17 protein-coding genes are annotated in these 16,618 nt (G+C 59.2%); 12 read left to right on the top strand and 5 right to left on the bottom strand.

The genetic code is table 11. The features are described from left to right. Positions 1-373: 373 nt before the first annotated feature. The 8 genes from ftsB (at position 374) to rpoS (ending at position 6,676) form a co-directional block, all read left to right on the top strand. A complete protein-coding gene (ftsB, locus tag RE418_RS02330) occupies positions 374-694 on the top strand; it encodes a cell division protein FtsB (RefSeq protein ID WP_021505314.1) in 321 nt (106 codons plus the stop codon). A gap of 3 nt (positions 695-697) precedes the next feature. Next, positions 698-1,405, top strand: a complete 708-nt coding sequence (gene ispD, locus RE418_RS02325) for a 2-C-methyl-D-erythritol 4-phosphate cytidylyltransferase (RefSeq protein WP_043135831.1) — start codon at positions 698-700, stop codon at positions 1,403-1,405. 10 nt (positions 1,406-1,415) lie between these two features. Then, on the top strand, positions 1,416-1,889 hold the full coding sequence (gene ispF, locus RE418_RS02320; RefSeq protein ID WP_004932594.1) for a 2-C-methyl-D-erythritol 2,4-cyclodiphosphate synthase: 474 nt from the start codon (positions 1,416-1,418) through the stop codon (positions 1,887-1,889). Between the two features lie 4 nt (positions 1,890-1,893). Continuing rightward, entirely contained in the window at positions 1,894-2,940 is a 1,047-nt protein-coding gene (gene truD, locus RE418_RS02315) for a tRNA pseudouridine(13) synthase TruD (protein WP_043135828.1), read from the top strand. Then, positions 2,921-3,682 (top strand): 5'/3'-nucleotidase SurE, encoded by a 762-nt coding sequence (gene surE / locus RE418_RS02310; RefSeq protein ID WP_043135825.1) that lies wholly within the window; start codon positions 2,921-2,923, stop codon positions 3,680-3,682. The genes truD and surE overlap by 20 nt, the downstream gene beginning before the upstream one ends. Further along, positions 3,676-4,302 (top strand): protein-L-isoaspartate(D-aspartate) O-methyltransferase, encoded by a 627-nt coding sequence (locus tag RE418_RS02305; protein ID WP_004932585.1) that lies wholly within the window; start codon positions 3,676-3,678, stop codon positions 4,300-4,302. Before surE ends, RE418_RS02305 begins: the two co-directional genes overlap by 7 nt. 325 nt (positions 4,303-4,627) lie before the next feature. Next, entirely contained in the window at positions 4,628-5,623 is a 996-nt protein-coding gene (nlpD, locus tag RE418_RS02300) for a murein hydrolase activator NlpD (RefSeq protein WP_025301622.1), read from the top strand. Between the two features lie 54 nt (positions 5,624-5,677). Continuing rightward, positions 5,678-6,676, top strand: a complete 999-nt coding sequence (rpoS, locus tag RE418_RS02295) for an RNA polymerase sigma factor RpoS (protein WP_004932578.1) — start codon at positions 5,678-5,680, stop codon at positions 6,674-6,676. A gap of 79 nt (positions 6,677-6,755) precedes the next feature. Here the strand turns inward: rpoS and mutS are convergent, their stop codons facing one another. After that, positions 6,756-9,311 carry a DNA mismatch repair protein MutS gene (gene mutS / locus RE418_RS02290; protein ID WP_043136296.1) on the bottom strand — a complete coding sequence of 852 codons (2,556 nt, stop codon included), beginning with the start codon at positions 9,309-9,311 and terminating at the stop codon, positions 6,756-6,758. A gap of 397 nt (positions 9,312-9,708) precedes the next feature. On the opposite strand from mutS, the gene RE418_RS02285 reads away from it, so the two are divergent. Beyond that, complete coding sequence (locus RE418_RS02285; protein WP_162882342.1) at positions 9,709-9,876, top strand: hypothetical protein; 168 nt, start codon at positions 9,709-9,711, stop codon at positions 9,874-9,876. Here RE418_RS02285 and RE418_RS02280 read toward each other — a convergent pair. From RE418_RS02280 to RE418_RS02265, 4 genes are all read right to left on the bottom strand, one after another. Continuing rightward, positions 9,873-10,490 (bottom strand): Fic family protein, encoded by a 618-nt coding sequence (locus RE418_RS02280; protein WP_025301624.1) that lies wholly within the window; start codon positions 10,488-10,490, stop codon positions 9,873-9,875. The genes RE418_RS02285 and RE418_RS02280 overlap by 4 nt on opposite strands. A gap of 193 nt (positions 10,491-10,683) precedes the next feature. Further along, positions 10,684-11,676: a hypothetical protein gene (locus RE418_RS02275; protein WP_233494376.1), complete on the bottom strand. Its 993-nt coding sequence runs from the start codon at positions 11,674-11,676 to the stop codon at positions 10,684-10,686. Between the two features lie 30 nt (positions 11,677-11,706). Beyond that, positions 11,707-12,678: an aldo/keto reductase gene (locus tag RE418_RS02270; RefSeq protein WP_043135818.1), complete on the bottom strand. Its 972-nt coding sequence runs from the start codon at positions 12,676-12,678 to the stop codon at positions 11,707-11,709. Positions 12,679-12,690: 12 nt separating this feature from the next. Beyond that, entirely contained in the window at positions 12,691-13,428 is a 738-nt protein-coding gene (locus RE418_RS02265) for an SDR family NAD(P)-dependent oxidoreductase (RefSeq protein WP_025301627.1), read from the bottom strand. Between the two features lie 169 nt (positions 13,429-13,597). Here RE418_RS02265 and RE418_RS02260 point away from each other — a divergent pair, with 169 nt between their 5' ends. The 3 genes from RE418_RS02260 to chbC all read left to right on the top strand — a co-directional run bounded on the left by RE418_RS02260 (position 13,598) and on the right by chbC (position 16,603). After that, on the top strand, positions 13,598-14,491 hold the full coding sequence (locus RE418_RS02260; protein WP_043135815.1) for a LysR family transcriptional regulator: 894 nt from the start codon (positions 13,598-13,600) through the stop codon (positions 14,489-14,491). A 420-nt stretch (positions 14,492-14,911) separates the two neighbouring features. Continuing rightward, positions 14,912-15,229 carry a PTS sugar transporter subunit IIB gene (locus tag RE418_RS02255; protein WP_004932561.1) on the top strand — a complete coding sequence of 106 codons (318 nt, stop codon included), beginning with the start codon at positions 14,912-14,914 and terminating at the stop codon, positions 15,227-15,229. A gap of 12 nt (positions 15,230-15,241) precedes the next feature. After that, on the top strand, positions 15,242-16,603 hold the full coding sequence (gene chbC / locus RE418_RS02250) for a PTS N,N'-diacetylchitobiose transporter subunit IIC (protein ID WP_016929034.1): 1,362 nt from the start codon (positions 15,242-15,244) through the stop codon (positions 16,601-16,603). Positions 16,604-16,618: the final 15 nt, after the last annotated feature.

The following is a 16,618-nucleotide window of genomic DNA, read 5'->3' as shown; positions in this document are numbered from 1 at the left end:
TGGAATTATTTATGCACTATGAATGCATAAAAATAAGCTTCAATGAATGAAAGTGCAACCACTGCATGAGGATTATTCTTTCTATGGTGTTAAATATTCACTTTTGACGTTGCTTTGGCGTAAGCGATGGGTCAGCAAGCGGCGATGCAGTGGTTCTTGCTGCATAATGGGGGGAGGGCAGTGTATGTCTCATCGGAAAATGCGCCGCGCGTGCCGGGCAAAAGGGGCTTTTTTTGCCGCTTTCACCACGGAATTAGGCGATAAACTCGGGAACCCTTCATCCGTATTCTGAATTTGGCGCTGAAATGCCGCTCTCAGTGTGGAGTCCAACGAGAAGTTGTGGGATGATTGGTCGGTTTTTCAGGGGGCGGAGATGGGAAAACTTACGCTGCTATTGCTGGCATTGCTCGGTTGGTTACAGTATTCACTGTGGCTGGGCAAAAATGGTATTCACGATTACGTGCGAGTCAATGAAGACGTTGCGGTCCAACAGGGCAGTAACGCCAAGTTGAAAGCGCGTAACGATCAGCTGTTTGCCGAAATCGATGATTTGAACGGCGGTCAGGAAGCGATCGAAGAGCGAGCGCGTAATGAGCTGGGCATGATCAAGCCCGGTGAGACTTTCTATCGTCTGGTTCCTGACCAATCCAGACGCAACGCGGCGTCTTCCTCGCAAAATAACGCACAAAAATAACGCATGAATCACTCCGCAGGCACCTTTCCCTCGGTGATTGCCGTCCTGCCCGCTGCCGGTATCGGCAGCCGCATGCAGGCGGAATGCCCGAAGCAATATTTAACCATCGGCCGGCACAGCATCGTCGAACACGCTATCCATGCCCTGTTGCGCCACCCGCGCATTGAACGGGTGATCGTGGCGATTAGCCCGGAAGATCGCCAGTTCGAACGGCTGCCCATCGCCCAGGATCCGCGGGTGACCGTCACTCAGGGCGGCAAACAGCGCGCTGATTCGGTGATGGCCGGGCTGAAGCTCGCGGGCGATGCGGACTGGGTGCTGGTGCATGACGCTGCGCGCCCCTGCCTGCATGCCGACGATCTCGAGCGCCTGCTGGCGATCACCGCACACAGCAAGGTCGGCGGCATTCTTGCCGCGCCGGTGCGTGACACCATGAAACGCGCCGAACCTGGCCGCGACACCATCGCCCACACCGTCGAACGGCAGGATCTGTGGCATGCGCTGACGCCGCAGCTGTTTCCGCTGCCGCTGCTCAAGCAGTGCCTGCAGCGCGCGCTGGATGAAGGCGCTAACGTCACCGACGAAGCCTCGGCGCTGGAGCATTGCGGTTATCATCCGCAGCTGATCGCCGGCCGGGCGGACAACATTAAAGTAACGCGGCCGGAGGATTTGGCGCTGGCGGCGTTCTATTTGACTCAGTTAGACAATTAAGGAGCGCACCATGCGTATCGGTCACGGTTTTGACGTACATAAATTCGGCGGCGAAGGCCCGTTGGTGATCGGTGGCGTTCGCATCCCTTACGACAAAGGTTTGCTGGCCCATTCCGACGGCGACGTTGCGCTGCACGCCGCGACCGACGCCTTGCTGGGCGCTGCGGCGCTGGGTGATATCGGCAAGCTGTTCCCCGATACCGATCCGGCTTTCAAGGGCGCGGACAGCCGCGAGCTGCTGCGCGAAGCCTGGAAACGTATCCGCGCCAAAGGATACCGCCTCGGTAACCTCGATATCACGATTATCGCTCAGGCGCCGAAAATGGCGCCGCACATCCCGCAGATGCGCGTCTTCCTGGCGGAAGATCTGCAGTGCCATATGGATGACGTCAACGTGAAGGCCACGACCACCGAGCAGCTCGGCTTCACCGGGCGCGGCGAGGGCATCGCGTGCGAAGCGGTCGCCTTGCTGATTAAGGAATAACCGCATGGATATGGCGAATCTGACCTGGCTGCATGGCCGGCCGCAGAGCACCGGGGTGTTGAAAGCCAATCCGGAAGATTTCGTGGTGGTGGAAGACCTGGGCTTTGCGCCGGACGGCGAAGGCGAGCACGTGCTGGTGAACATCCGTAAAAACGGCTGCAATACCCAGTTCGTGGCCGACTATCTGGCGCGCTTCGCCGGTATTCACGCCCGTTCCGTCAGCTATGCCGGCTTGAAGGATCGCCACGCGGTGACCGAACAGTGGTTCTGCCTGCATATGCCGGGCAAGGACACGCCGGATTTCTCACAGTTTGCGCTGGAAGGCTGCGAGGTGCTCTCGTTCGCCCGCCACCTGCGCAAAATGCGCATCGGCAACCTGAAGGGTAACCACTTTACGCTGGTGCTGCGCCACATTTCCGATCGTCAGGACGTGGAAAACCGTCTGCAGGCTATCGCCGCGCAGGGCGTGCCAAACTATTTCGGCAGCCAGCGCTTCGGCCGCGGCGGCAACAATCTGGTGATGGCGCGTCGCTGGGCAAACGACGAAATCCGCGTCAAAGAGCGCAGCAAACGCAGCTTCTACCTTTCCGCCAGTCGCAGCGCGCTGTTCAATCTGATAGTCGGCCGGCGCCTGGCCGACGGCCTGCAGCGCACCGTGCTGGAGGGGGACGCCCTGCAGTTGAGCGGCCGTGGCAGCTGGTTCGTCGCCAAGGCCGATGAGCTGGAGACGTTGCAGCAACGGCTGGATGCCGGCGAGTTGGTTGTCACCGCGGCGTTGCCGGGCGACGGTGAGCCAGGCACCGCCGGCAAAGCCTTGGCTTTTGAACAACAATGCTTGGCGGAACAACCGGAATTGCTTACGCTTTTAAAGCGCGAGCGTGTCGACCCCGCTCGTCGGGCCCTGCTGTTGCAGCCGCAAAATTTGCAGTGGAACTGGTGGGATGACGTTACCGTGGAACTGCGCTTCTGGCTGCCAGCAGGCAGCTTCGCCACCAGCGTAGTTCGCGAAATCATGCAGCAGGATAACAGTGATGCGGATATTGCTGAGTAACGATGACGGCGTTAGCGCCCCGGGCATTCAGGTGCTGGCGGCGGCGCTGCGGGAGTTCGCCGAGGTGCAGGTCGTGGCGCCGGATCGTAACCGCAGCGGTTCTTCCAACGCCCTGACGCTGGAGTCGCCGCTGCGCACGCAGACGCTGGCCAACGGCGATATCGCGGTGCTGCAGGGGACGCCGACCGACTGCGTTTATCTTGGCGTCAACGCATTGATGCGCCCGGCGCCGGATATCGTCGTCTCCGGCATTAACGCCGGACCGAATTTAGGCGATGATGTCATCTATTCCGGCACCGTCGCGGCGGCGATGGAGGGCCGGCACCTGGGGCTGCCCGCGCTGGCGGTGTCTCTGAACGGTCACCAACACTACGCAACCGCAGCGGCCATTACCTGCCGCATCCTGCGTGCGCTGCAGCGTGAACCGTTACGCACCGGAAAAATCCTGAATATCAACGTGCCGGATTTGCCGCTGGCGGAGATCAAAGGCATGCGCGTCACTCGCTGTGGCAGCCGTCATCCTGCCGATAAGGTCTTCTGCCAGCAGGATCCGCGTGGACAAAATCTCTACTGGATCGGGCCGCCTGGTGATAAATTTGATGTCGGGCCGGATACCGACTTTGCGGCGGTGGAACAAGGCTATGTGGCGATCACGCCGCTACAGGTGGATTTGACCGCCTACGCGGCGCAGGAAGTCGTGACAACATGGTTAACCAAGGCAGAGGTTAGCGGGGAATGGTGAACAAGCGTATGCAAACATTGCTGACGCAGCTGCGTCAGCAAGGGATCCGGGACGAAAAGCTGCTGAGAGCGATCGAGGCGGTGCCGCGCGAGCGTTTTGTCGACGAAGCGCTGGATCACAAAGCCTACGAAAACACTGCATTACCGATCGGCTCTGGCCAGACCATTTCTCAGCCTTATATGGTGGCGCGGATGACCGAGCTGCTGAATCTGAAGCCCACCTCAAGAGTGCTGGAGATCGGCACCGGTTCCGGTTATCAAACCGCCATCCTGGCGCATCTGGTGCAACACGTTTGTTCTGTCGAGCGCATCAAGGGGCTGCAGTGGCAGGCCAAGCGCCGCCTGAAGCAGCTCGATCTTCATAATGTTTCCACTCGCCACGGCGACGGCTGGCAGGGCTGGGCGTCGCGCGGCCCATTCGATGCGATCATCGTCACTGCCGCGCCGCCGGAGATCCCGCAGGCGCTGGTGGAGCAGCTGGACGACGGCGGCATTTTGGTGTTGCCGGTGGGCGAGCAGGCCCAAACCCTCAAACGCATTCAGCGTCATGGCAACGATTTCGTGGTCGATGCGGTAGAAGCGGTGCGCTTTGTGCCGTTGGTGAAGGGCGAATTGGCCTAGCGATTGTCTGATTTTTCGACCGTCTGCAAAATCTGTTGCACTTTCATCACGTGCGGATAAGGTTTTCTCGTTCCAATCAGGCTAATTTTCACTAGAATTGGCCTTTCTACGTAGTTGTCTTATGGTGCGGCGACGCCAATGTGGTTAGCATTGGCGCGCGTTTTGATGCTCCGGCGGGAGATGACCTGGCGTTCAGGGATCGGCCGGCGGCGCCTTTACATCGCAGAAACTGGGAAGTGGCAAAAGCTCGGCTACGATGTAAAGGGTATTTTGGATATATCACTGATATTGCTGTCATGGGGGAAGCATGAGCACGGGAAGCCCAATGATTACGTTACGCCGGGTAGCGGTGTGTACGATGGTAAGTTTGTGGTTGGCGGGTTGTACGAATACGGCCTCGACGTCGGCCCCTATCAGCAGTGTGGGCGGCGGCGCCGTTCCATCCGGCAATAATAATGGCGGAGTGCAGCAGGCCAGCCCAGAGGGCCGCATTGTCTATAATCGTAGTTATAACGCCATCCCAAAAGGGAGCTACAGCGGCGGCGAAACTTATACGGTCAAGCGCGGCGACACGCTGTTTTACATCGCCTGGATCACCGGCAATGATTTCCGCGACCTGGCGCAGCGCAACAATATTCCCGAGCCATACAGCCTGAATGTTGGCCAAACCATTCAGCTTGGTAATGGTTCTGCCAACGGCGGCGGCGGCATGTTGGCGACGACAGACGCGACCAAAGGCGGCGTTCCGAAGCCACCTTCCAGCGCCCAGATCCAGACGGCAACGGTTGATTCTCAATCAACTAACGCGTATTCTGAAAACTCGGGTAAACAGAATGTAGGTAAGATGTTACCTGCAGCAGGTGCCGCAGCGGTTGGGACCGCGACTGCGCCTGTTACCGCGCCGGAAGCCGCTCCACCCGTGAGCAGCACCGTCAGCAACAGCGCTCCAGTCAGTACCTGGAGATGGCCGACTGACGGTAAGGTTATTGATAACTTTTCCTCATCAGAAGGTGGGAATAAAGGTGTCGATATCGCCGGTTCTCGTGGGCAGCCTATCTTCGCTACCGCCGATGGTCGCGTAGTGTATGCAGGCAACGCTTTACGGGGTTACGGTAATCTAATCATCATCAAACATAATGATGATTACCTGAGCGCCTACGCTCATAACGACACAATGCTGGTCCGGGAACAACAAGAAGTGAAGGCGGGTCAAAAAATAGCCACCATGGGTAGCACCGGTACCAGTTCAGTACGTTTGCATTTTGAAATTCGTTACAAGGGGAAATCCGTAAACCCGCTGCGTTATCTTCCGCAGCGATAGATTGGGCAGAATACGCTGAGATTCTGCTCGCGGTATCACGGGTAGGAGCAGCATATGAGCCAAAATACGCTGAAAGTTAACGAGTTACATGATGATGCGGATTTCGACGAGAATGGAGCTGAGGCCGAGTCGTTTGATGAAAAAGCGCTGGTAGAAGAAGAGACCAGCGAGAACGATTTAGCGGAAGAAGAGCTGTTGTCTCAAGGCGTTACGCAACGCGTATTGGATGCGACGCAGCTCTATCTGGGTGAGATCGGTTATTCACCTCTGCTGACCGCAGAGGAAGAAGTCTATTTTGCGCGGCGTGCTCTGCGCGGTGACGTGCCGTCCCGCCGTCGCATGATTGAAAGCAACCTGCGGCTGGTGGTGAAAATCGCCCGTCGCTACAGCAACCGCGGTCTGGCGCTGCTGGATCTGATCGAAGAAGGTAACCTCGGTTTGATTCGCGCAGTGGAAAAATTCGACCCGGAACGCGGTTTCCGCTTCTCCACTTATGCAACCTGGTGGATCCGTCAGACGATTGAACGGGCGATCATGAACCAAACCCGTACTATTCGTTTGCCTATCCATATCGTCAAAGAACTGAATGTCTATCTGCGCACCGCACGCGAGCTTTCCCACAAGCTGGATCATGAACCGAGCGCTGAAGAGATTGCCGAGCAACTCGACAAGCCGGTGGATGACGTCAGCCGCATGCTGCGCCTGAATGAGCGCATCACTTCGGTAGATACGCCGCTGGGCGGGGATTCGGAGAAAGCGCTGCTGGACATTCTGGCCGACGAGAAGGACAACGGGCCTGAAGACACCACGCAAGATGACGATATGAAACAAAGCATCGTCAAATGGTTGTTCGAACTGAACGCCAAACAACGTGAAGTGTTGGCGCGTCGTTTCGGCCTGCTGGGCTATGAAGCGGCGACGCTGGAAGACGTAGGCCGGGAGATTGGCCTGACGCGCGAGCGCGTCCGTCAGATTCAGGTTGAAGGTCTGCGCCGTCTGCGTGAGATTCTGCAGATGCAGGGCCTGAGCATTGAGGCGCTGTTCCGCGAATAACGCCGGTTGTTGAACCGCATCAAATAAAAACGGTGAGCATTATGCTCACCGTTTTTTTATGCCTGCGTTTAGCGCCTGACTACACCATATTTTTCAGCCGGTAGATCCATTCCAGCGCCTGGCGCGGCGACAGGGAATCCGGATCCAGCGCTTCCAGGGCTTCAACCGCCGGCGAGGCCTCTTCCTGCAGCAGCGTCATCTGGGTGGCATCGACGCTGCCCGACGCGGTGTGGCTGGAGATAGACTCCAGCTCGCGCAGCTTCTGGCGGGCGCGCTTGATGACGTCGCGCGGCACGCCAGCAAGCGCGGCGACCGCCAGGCCATAGCTTTTGCTGGCAGCCCCGTCCTGTACGCTGTGCATAAAAGCGATGGTGTCGCCATGTTCGAGCGCGTCCAGATGCACGTTGACCACGCCCTCCATTTTTTCCGGTAGGGTCGTCAGTTCGAAGTAGTGGGTGGCGAACAGTGTCATCGCCTTGATGCGGTTAGCCAGGTTCTCGGCGCAGGCCCAGGCCAGCGACAGGCCGTCGTAGGTGGAGGTACCGCGGCCGATTTCATCCATCAACACCAAGCTGTGCTCGGTGGCGTTGTGCAGGATGTTGGCGGTTTCGGTCATCTCCACCATGAAGGTGGAACGGCCGGAAGCCAGATCGTCCGCAGCGCCGACGCGGGTGAAGATGCGATCCACCGGGCCGATGTTGGCCTTGGTGGCCGGCACGTAACTGCCGATGTGCGCCATCAGCACGATCAGCGCCGTTTGCCGCATATAGGTGCTTTTACCGCCCATGTTCGGGCCGGTGATGATCAGCATGCGGCGCTGCGGCGACAGGGTGAGCGGGTTGGAGATAAACGGTTCGCTCAGAACCTGCTCCACCACCGGGTGGCGGCCTTCGGTAATGCGGATCCCCGGCTGCTCACTCATGGTCGGGCAAGCGTAGTTCAGGGTATCGGCGCGTTCGGCCAGGTTGGCCAGCACGTCCAGTTCGGCCAGTGCGGCGGCGCTCTGCTGCAGCTCCGCCAGGTGCGGCAGCAGCAGATCGAACAGCTCGTCGTACAGGCTTTTCTCGATCGCCAACGCCTTGCCCTTGGAGGTGAGCACTTTGTCTTCGTACTCTTTCAATTCCGGGATGATGTAGCGCTCGGCGTTTTTCAACGTCTGGCGGCGCACATAGTGGATCGGCACCAGATGGCTTTGGCCGCGGCTCACCTGAATGTAGTAGCCGTGTACGCCGTTAAAACCGACCTTGAGCGTGTCCAGCCCCAGCTTTTCACGCTCGCGGATCTCCAGCCGGTCGAGGTAGTCGCTGGCGCCATCGGCCAGCGCGCGCCACTCGTCCAGCTCGCTGTTGTAACCGGGGGCGATCACGCCGCCGTCGCGCACCAATACCGGCGGCGATTCAATCACCGCGCGTTCAAGCAGCTCGCGCAGCTCGTCGAACTGGCCCACCTGCGCCAGCAGCTGCTGCACGTGCGGGGTGTCCACGTCTTGCAGCAGCGCGCGGATGTCCGGCAATTGCTGGAAAGCATGACGCATGCGCGCCAGATCGCGCGGACGCGCGGTACGCAGCGCAAGGCGCGCCAAAATTCGCTCCTGATCGCCCACCTGGCGCAGCGAAGGCTGCAGATCGGCGAACAGCTCCTGCAATGCGCCGATCGCCTGTTGGCGGGCGGTCAGCACCTTGATGTCTCGGGTCGGCATGTGCAGCCAGCGTTTCAGCATGCGGCTGCCCATCGGCGTGACTGTGCGATCGAGGATCGCCGCCAGCGTGTTGTCGCTGCCGCCGGACAGGCTCTGCGTCAGCTCCAGGTTGCGGCGGGTCGCGGCGTCCATGATGATGCCGTCCTGCTGGCGCTCCATAGTGATGCCGCGAATATGCGGCAGCGAAGTACGCTGGGTATCTTTGACGTATTGCAGCAGGCAGCCAGCGGCGCGCAGCGCCTGGTGCGCCTGCTCGACGCCGAAGCCGGTCAAGTCGCGGGTGCCGAACTGCAGGTTGAGCTGCTGGCGTGCGGTCTCCAGTTCGAATTCCCACAGCGGGCGGCGGCGCAGGCCGTGGCGCTGTTCGATCAGCGCCATTTGTTCGAAGGTTTCCGGGTAGAGCAGCTCGGCCGGATTGGTGCGCTGCAGCTCGGCGGCCATGGTTTCCAGATCCTGCGGCTCGGCGACGCGGAAGCGGCCGGAGCTCACGTCCAGCGTGGCGTAACCGAAGCCGCGCGCATCCTGCCAGATCGCCGCCAGCAGGTTGTCCTGGCGTTCTTGCAGCAGCGCTTCGTCGGTGATGGTACCGGGGGTGACGATACGCACCACTTTGCGCTCGACCGGCCCTTTGCTGGTGGCCGGATCGCCGATCTGCTCACAGATGGCGACGGACTCGCCAAGCTGCACCAGCTTGGCCAGGTAGTTCTCCACCGCGTGGTGCGGCACGCCGGCCATCGGGATCGGTTCACCCGCCGAGGCGCCGCGTTTGGTCAGCGAGATATCCAGCAGTTGGGAAGCGCGCTTGGCGTCATCGTAAAACAGCTCGTAGAAGTCGCCCATGCGGTAGAACAGCAGGATTTCAGGATGCTGGGCCTTGAGGCGCAGGTACTGCTGCATCATCGGCGTGTGCGAATCGAGTTTATCGGTGCTATTCATGCGATTATTTTTCCAATCCATTGAATGTAAAGGGAACTGTGATTTTCATTGTCGTCATTCGCTATTACATTGTTTCAGCAGGCGCCGCCCCCCTTTAGCGCTTGGCGAGCGGCGCAAATCAAATCATCAAAACGCCAAACGGCGCGCTCAAACCCGAGGTTTGCACAGACGCTTATACTAGCCCAGCGGGCAATCGGCTGTCACAGGTAAAAATGGGAAGCGCTGCGCAAGGCCGGTTTGTAACGCAGCGAGATTGTTGTTCGCCTGCGGACAACAACGCAAGTGTTGCCGCACGGAGTGGTGGTGAGGCTATGGCTCGGGAGTGAGAGGCAAGGGAATGAAGTCCTGTACATTCCTTGATATAATGTCTTCAACAAATTTGCGAACAGAGGTTGTCATGAGTAACAGCAAAAAAGTGCAGGTGGGTTATGCCAAGCCGTCCCGTACGGACATTGCGCGTTCCGTGGCGACATCAACGGCGGTTGAAACAGGTCAACCCTCAGCCAGAGTTGAAGCTTCTTTAGAAGAAGCGCGTAAAAAATTTGCTCATTTGCGCCTTGCCTAATATCTTCTTAGTGCTTGACTGACCCAGTGTTTCATTGGTTCGTAGTTCATGTTCATACCTGAGTGAATCGCTGAGATATACTGGGCTCTGTTTTGCTCCCAGCTTTGATAATCCAACGGTTTATGCCCGCCCTGAACCGCCATCACATCGGCCAACAGCCGTGACAAACGGCCATTCCCTTCTCTGAAAGGGTGTATGAGTATCAGTTCAACATGGATTATCGCAATCGCTTCTATCAGCTGTTCTTCGCTCATGGCTGAGCAAGGTGTGTAACGGGCCAGGTATTCCACCTCGAAATCGTCCAGTAGTTTGGGCAATCGCGTCGAAGGGGCAAACATAAAGCCCCCTTTGCTGATATTGACAGTTCTTGCTTGACCAGCCCATGCATAGATATTGCCTAACCAGCGGCGATGCCAGCCCTTGATCATCTCGACGGTGATTTTCCCTAATGGAAAATGCTGTTCGAAAATGGAATGGTAGAGCTGTTCCAGCAATACCAATTCGGCATCGTCGAGTTCATTGCTATCGGCAATACCCAGCTTGTTGGCTAGAACTTGCTCGCCGGATTCTTTCTCATATTGGCCTTCGCTGCTGGAAACATGGTATCGGCTCATGCTTACGCTCGATAAATGAGGCGGGAGATAAGGCAAGTATAATCAGCGATACGCGGCGGAACAATTTAATTAAAATCAGGTTATTAAGTTAGGATTAATCATAAGTCTGATTAATGGCATCGAAGTAAATAGTTTCAATTTATTGGATGTTAACGATACAACGCAAGTCGCCGCCCGCAGTGGGGCGGCGACTTTATTGCGCGGCGGTGAGAGGCAGGGGCAGTTGATAGAGGCGGAAACTGTCGGGCACTTCGGTTTCATGGCCGGGCAGCAGACGGTGGCGGATGCGCGACTCGCTGACGAAGGCGCAGCCTTGTGGGGTGATAGTCAGGTTAACCGGCGACTCCATGCCTTCGCGCAAGACCTCAAGTTGGTGCATCCCTGCCGCCTTGGGTGACGGGATCCGCAGGATCCGCCCTTGGCCGCTCTGGATCCCGTTTTCCAGCACGATCAGCGCGCCGTCCGGCGCCAATCCCATTCCGTCCGGGTTTTCAATCAGGCGCGGCAGCTGCATTTCCGTCAGCTGCGGCTGCGGATCGTTATAGCTGAGGGTATAAAGCTTACCGGTGCCGAAATTGGCGACAGCCATCAGCCGATCGTCGAGCAGCACGATCCCGGCGGCGCCCAGCCCGCTGGGGGCCGCCAATCGCGCATCCTGAAACAGCGTACTGAATGCCGCTTCGCCCGGCCGCAGGCGCAGGATGCCGCCGCCTCGGGTTTCTGTCACGTATACCGTACCGTCTGCGCCGAGCACGATATCGTTGCCCATTTCCCCCGTCGGCAGCGCCAGGCTGCGGTTGAGCGTGCCATCGGCGACATTCAGCGCATAGATGCGGTTGGCGCGCGATTTGCCGCCGGAAAGGAAGTCCGGCGAATTGCCCCACAGCAACCCGCGCCGTTCGTCCAGCCGCAGCGCGTTTGAGGCGAACACCGTGTCAGCGCCAGGGAAAAAGGTTTCCCACGCTTTACCCGGCCGCTTGCGCAGCACGTTGCCGCTGGTGATCAGGCCGACATACAGCGAGCCGTCCGCCGCGCGGGCGATGCCGTTGGGATAAAGCGCGCCGGGCGGCAGCGTCATGCTGCTTTCGGCGCAGTGGGCATTGGCGGCGGCCTGCGCCGGAGTGGTCAGGGGGAGTGCGGCGGCGAGGGTGAACAACGCTGCTCGCGCGGTAAGCGCATATGACATGTCTTCTCTCCTGGAATGACGGAAAAGGGGCTACCAGCGATCGGGACGGGCAGCGTGCGCCATCGGCGCCTCCAGCGCGGCCACGTCTTGCGGCGATAAGCTGAGATTGAGCGCCGCCAGCGCATCCTGCAGATGGTGCGGCTTGGACATGCCCACCAGTGGCGACGCCACGCCGGGTTTGGCCAGCAGCCAGGCCAGCGCGATCTGCGCCGGTGGAACGCCGCGCGTGGCCGCCACCTCCGCTACCGCCGCGACGGTGCGTTCCACTTCGTTTCTGCCGCCGTACCAACGGGGCGCCTGTTCGTCGGTGGCGGCGCGCAGCGTGCCGGCGTTGCCGGAACCGGCCAGCACGCCGCGGGCCAGTGGCGACCAGGGCGTCAGGCTGAGCCCCTCCTCCAGACACAGCGGGATCAGCTCCTCTTCGTCTTCACGCGTCACCAGGTTGTATTGGCTCTGCAGCGAAATAAACGGCGCCAGGCGGTGCTGACGTTGAAAGGCCAGCATTTTCATCAGGCGCCAGGCGTGCAGCGAGGAGGCGCCGAGATAGCGGATCTTGCCCGCCCGCACCAGGCCGTCGAGGGTATCGGTGGTTTCTTCGATCGGCGTTTCGGTGTCGAAGCGGTGCAGCACAAACAGATCGAGGTAATCCGTCCCCAGCCGCTGCAAAGAGGCGTCGACGCTGTGCAGCAGGTGCTTGCGCGACAGCCCTCGGCTGTTCGGCTGCGCGTCCATCGGAAAGTAGGCCTTGGTGGCGATCACCACGTCTTCACGGCGGGCGAACGCCTTCAGCGCGCGGCCGAGAATGCGCTCGCTTTCTCCGCCGGAGTAAATGTTGGCGGTATCGAAAAAATTGATGCCCGCTTCCAGCGCCTCGCGGATAAAGGGGCGCGCTTCATCTTCTTTCAGCACCCAGGGCCGCCAGGCCGGATCGCCGTAGGTCATGCAACCCAGGCAGAGGCGGGACACCTGCAGGCCGCTGTCGCCAAGCCGAACGTAGTTCATGGCATCGTCTCCTCAGCGCATGCCGGCGATGGTGTAACCGCCGTCCACCAGCAGGCTTTGGCCGGTGATGAAGCGGGCCTCGTCCGTCGCCAACCACAGCGCCACATCGCCGATGTCTTCCGATTCGCCCAAGCGGCCGGCGGGCGTATGGGCGATAAAGGGCGCGAACGCCGCGCTGTCGGCCACGCTGCCGCGCGCCATCGGCGTGTCGATGATGCCGGGGTTGATGTTGTTGACGCGGATGCCCTGGCCGCTGTATTCGAGCGCCACCGCGCGGATCATCGCATCGAGCGCGCCTTTGCTGGCGGAGTAGCTGGATGAGCCGGCCAGCGCGCCGTGGGTCAGCCAGGAGGAGGTGTTGATGATCACGCCGCCTGAATGCTGTGCCAGGAAGGTTTCAATCTCGTATTTCATCGCCAGCCAGACGCCTCTGAGGTTAATGGCGATCACGCGGTCAAAATCCTCGCTGCTCTGTTCGGTGATGGGGGCGAAGTTGCCGATGATGCCGGCGTTGTTGAAAGCGACGTCGAGCCGGCCGTAGTGGGCGGTCACTGCGGCGAGCAGCCTACGGATATCGTCTTCCAGGGAGACGTCGGCCACGATGGGCAGGGCGTCACCGCCGGCTAGCGCGATATCGCGCGCCGTGGCTTCGATCTCCGCCGCGCGCCGGCCGACCAGTGCGACTTTGGCGCCCTCGCGGGCATAGGCCAGCGCCGCAGCGCGGCCGATACCGGTACCGCCGCCGCTCACCAGTACGACTTTGTCTGCCAGACGGCGCGGCGTTTCATGGGTTGGAGCTGTAGCATTAATCATCGCATCGATACCTGGTAATGGGTTCGATCGCAATGCTATGTTGTTAGATGACGGATAACTATCCGCTAAAAATTCATCTCACTATTAGATAATTTATATCAATAGCATGAAGAAACCCGAACTGTCCGGCCTGGCGGCCTTCGTGGCTATCGCCAGTGAACGCAGCTTCCGCCGCGCCGCCGCCCGATTGGGCGTGACGCCGCCGACGCTGACCCACACCCTGCGCGAACTGGAGGCGCAGGTGGGCATTCGCCTGCTGAACCGCACCACCCGCAACGTCTCGCCGACGGAGGCCGGAGAGCATCTGCTGGCGCAGCTGGTGCCGGCTTTTACCGACATCGACGCCGCGCTCGAGAGCCTGAATGCGTTTCGCGAAGGGCCGCGCGGCCTGGTGCGCATCAACGCGCCGCGTTCTGCGATCGATCTCGCCATCGTGCCGCATCTGGGGCGGTTGGCCAGCGAATACCCCGGCATTACGCTGGAAGTAGTGGCGGACGAGGGGTTCGCCAATATCGTCGAGCAAGGTTTTGACGCCGGCATCCGGCTCGGTGAGGACCTGCATAACGATATGCGCGCGGTGCGCCTGACACCGGATCTGCGTTTCGCCATCGTCGCCACGCCGGACTATTTTCAGCGGCACGGCGAGCCGACGCATCCGCGGGATTTACTGCAGCACCGTTGCATCGGTTGGCGCAAAGCCTCTTCAGGCGAGCGCTACAAATGGGCTTTTCAGCAGGGGGAGCAGCGATTTTCTGTGGCGGTTAACAGCCCGTTGATACTCGATGACGGCAGGATGATGGTGCAGGCGGCGCTGGCGAACGTCGGCATCGCTTTTGCCATCGAGCAGGAGGTGGAAGAATACCTGGCGAGCGGGCGGCTGCGGCGGGTTCTAGCCGACTGGTGCGCGCCGTTTCCCGGTTTTTACCTCTATTACCCCAACCGCAGGAACCATTCCGTGGCGCTGGCCACGGTGATCGAGTTGCTGCGTCTGCCCATGTAATCCTCTTCGCCTGCTGCCGTCGCGTTCGGATGGCAGCAGCCGAATCAAGCTTGAACTATTTTTACTCCCTCGCCGTTTGTTCAGGCGCAAATAACCTCTTAAATTCTCAGCGAGTTCATAACTTGCTGTTTATAATTGTCATTTGATTATTTATTAAGAATATTCTTAGTTTTTAGCGGTTATTTGAGAGCCCGGTCACACTATTTTTTTGTGCAAAATGTGAAGAGGGTCAATCCATCAGGTCAATGAGAGACGGTTCTGTCTCCTCTTGGCTTACCGATCCGTTTTTCATGCTCCGTATACTGTCTGTAACCAGGGCAACGTGACGGAAATTTTCATAAGGAATGTGCGTGAAGCAATCGTGATTGCATCTGGCATACAAATAACACCGGGTTTTTTTGATTATCTGAGGTGCTTGGTATGGAAAAGAAAAAAATCTATCTGTTTTGTTCTGCCGGTATGTCCACTTCCCTGTTGGTATCAAAAATGAAGGCGCAGGCCGAAAAATATGAAGTGCCGGTGATCATCGCCGCCTATCCGGAAGCGCTGGCCGCGGAGAAAGGCGTTGAAGCGGATCTGATCCTGCTGGGGCCGCAGATCGCCTACACCCTGCCGGAAGTGCAGAAACAGCTGCCCAATAAACCTGTTGAAGTCATCGATCCGCTGTTGTACGGCAAGGTCGATGGGCTGGGCGTACTGAAGGCCGCGGTGGCCGCCATCAAGAAAGCCAATCAATAACAGGAGGCCGCCGTGAATACCCTCATTGCCTCGCTCGAGAAGGTTATCCTGCCTTTCGCCGTAAAAATCGGTAAGCAGCCCCATGTCAACGCCATCAAGAACGGCTTTATCCGCCTGATGCCGCTGACCTTGACCGGGGCGATGTTCGTGTTGATCAACAACGTGTTCCTGAGCTTCGGCGAGGGATCGTTTTTCTATTCGTTGGGTGTAAGGTTGGACGCCTCCACCATCGAGACGCTGAATAGCCTGAAGAGCATTGGTGGCAGCGTTTATAACGGTACGCTAGGGATCATGTCCCTGATGACGCCGTTCTTTATCAGCATGGCGTTGGCCGAAGAGCGCAAGGTCGATCCACTGGCCTCGGCGCTGCTGGCGGTGGCGGCCTTCATGACCGTCACGCCGTTCAACGTCGGCGAGGCCTATGCGGTGGGCGCCAATTGGCTGGGCGGCGCCAACATCATTTCCGGTATGGTGATCGGGCTGGCGGTGGCTGAGATGTTTGCTTTCATCGTGCGGCGCAACTGGGTGATCAGCTTGCCGGACAGCGTGCCGGCTTCGGTGTCGCGCTCTTTCTCGGCGCTGATCCCCGGTTTCATCATCCTCTCCATCATGGGGCTGGTGGCGTTCGCGCTGGCGCACTGGGGCACCAACTTCCACCAGATCATCATGGACGGCATTTCGGCGCCGCTGGCCAAGATGGGCAGCGTGGTGGGCTGGGTTTACGTGCTGTTCTCCTCGCTGCTGTGGTTCTTCGGGGTGCACGGCTCCATGGCGCTGGCGGCGCTGGACAGCGGCATCATGACGCCGTTCGCGCTGGAAAACGTGGAGCTGTACAACAAATACGGTTCGGTCGAAGCGGCGGTGGCCGCCGGCAAAGAGTTCCATATGTGGGCGAAACCGTTCGTCGACTCCTACATCTACCTTGGCGGCACCGGCTCGACGCTGGGTCTGATTATCGCCATCTTCATCGCCTCGCGCCGCGAAGATTACCGCCAGGTCGCCAAGCTGGCGACGCCGTCCGGCATCTTCCAGATCAACGAACCGATTCTGTTCGGCCTGCCGGTGATCATGAACCCGGTGATGTTCATTCCGTTCATCCTGGTGCAGCCGGTACTGACCATTATCACCTCGCTGGCTTATTACTCCGGGCTGATCCCGCCGATCACCAACATTGCGCCCTGGACCATGCCGGTCGGCCTGGGGGCATTCTTCAACACCAACGGCAGCATCATGGCCATGTTGCTGAGCCTGTTCAACCTGGCGGTCGCCACCGTGATTTATCTGCCGTTCGTGGCGATCTCCAACAAGGCGCAGAGCCAGATCGACGCGGCGACGGAAAGCGAAGAAGACATCGCCAAGGCGCTGAAATTCTAACTGTGGAACGGGGCG

The organism is Serratia sp. szju (genome assembly GCF_044594185.1).
Taxonomy (GTDB): Bacteria; Pseudomonadota; Gammaproteobacteria; order Enterobacterales; family Enterobacteriaceae; genus Serratia; species Serratia bockelmannii.
The sequence above is the reverse complement of the archived record's forward strand: the minus strand, read 5'-3'. Positions and strand labels throughout refer to the sequence as shown.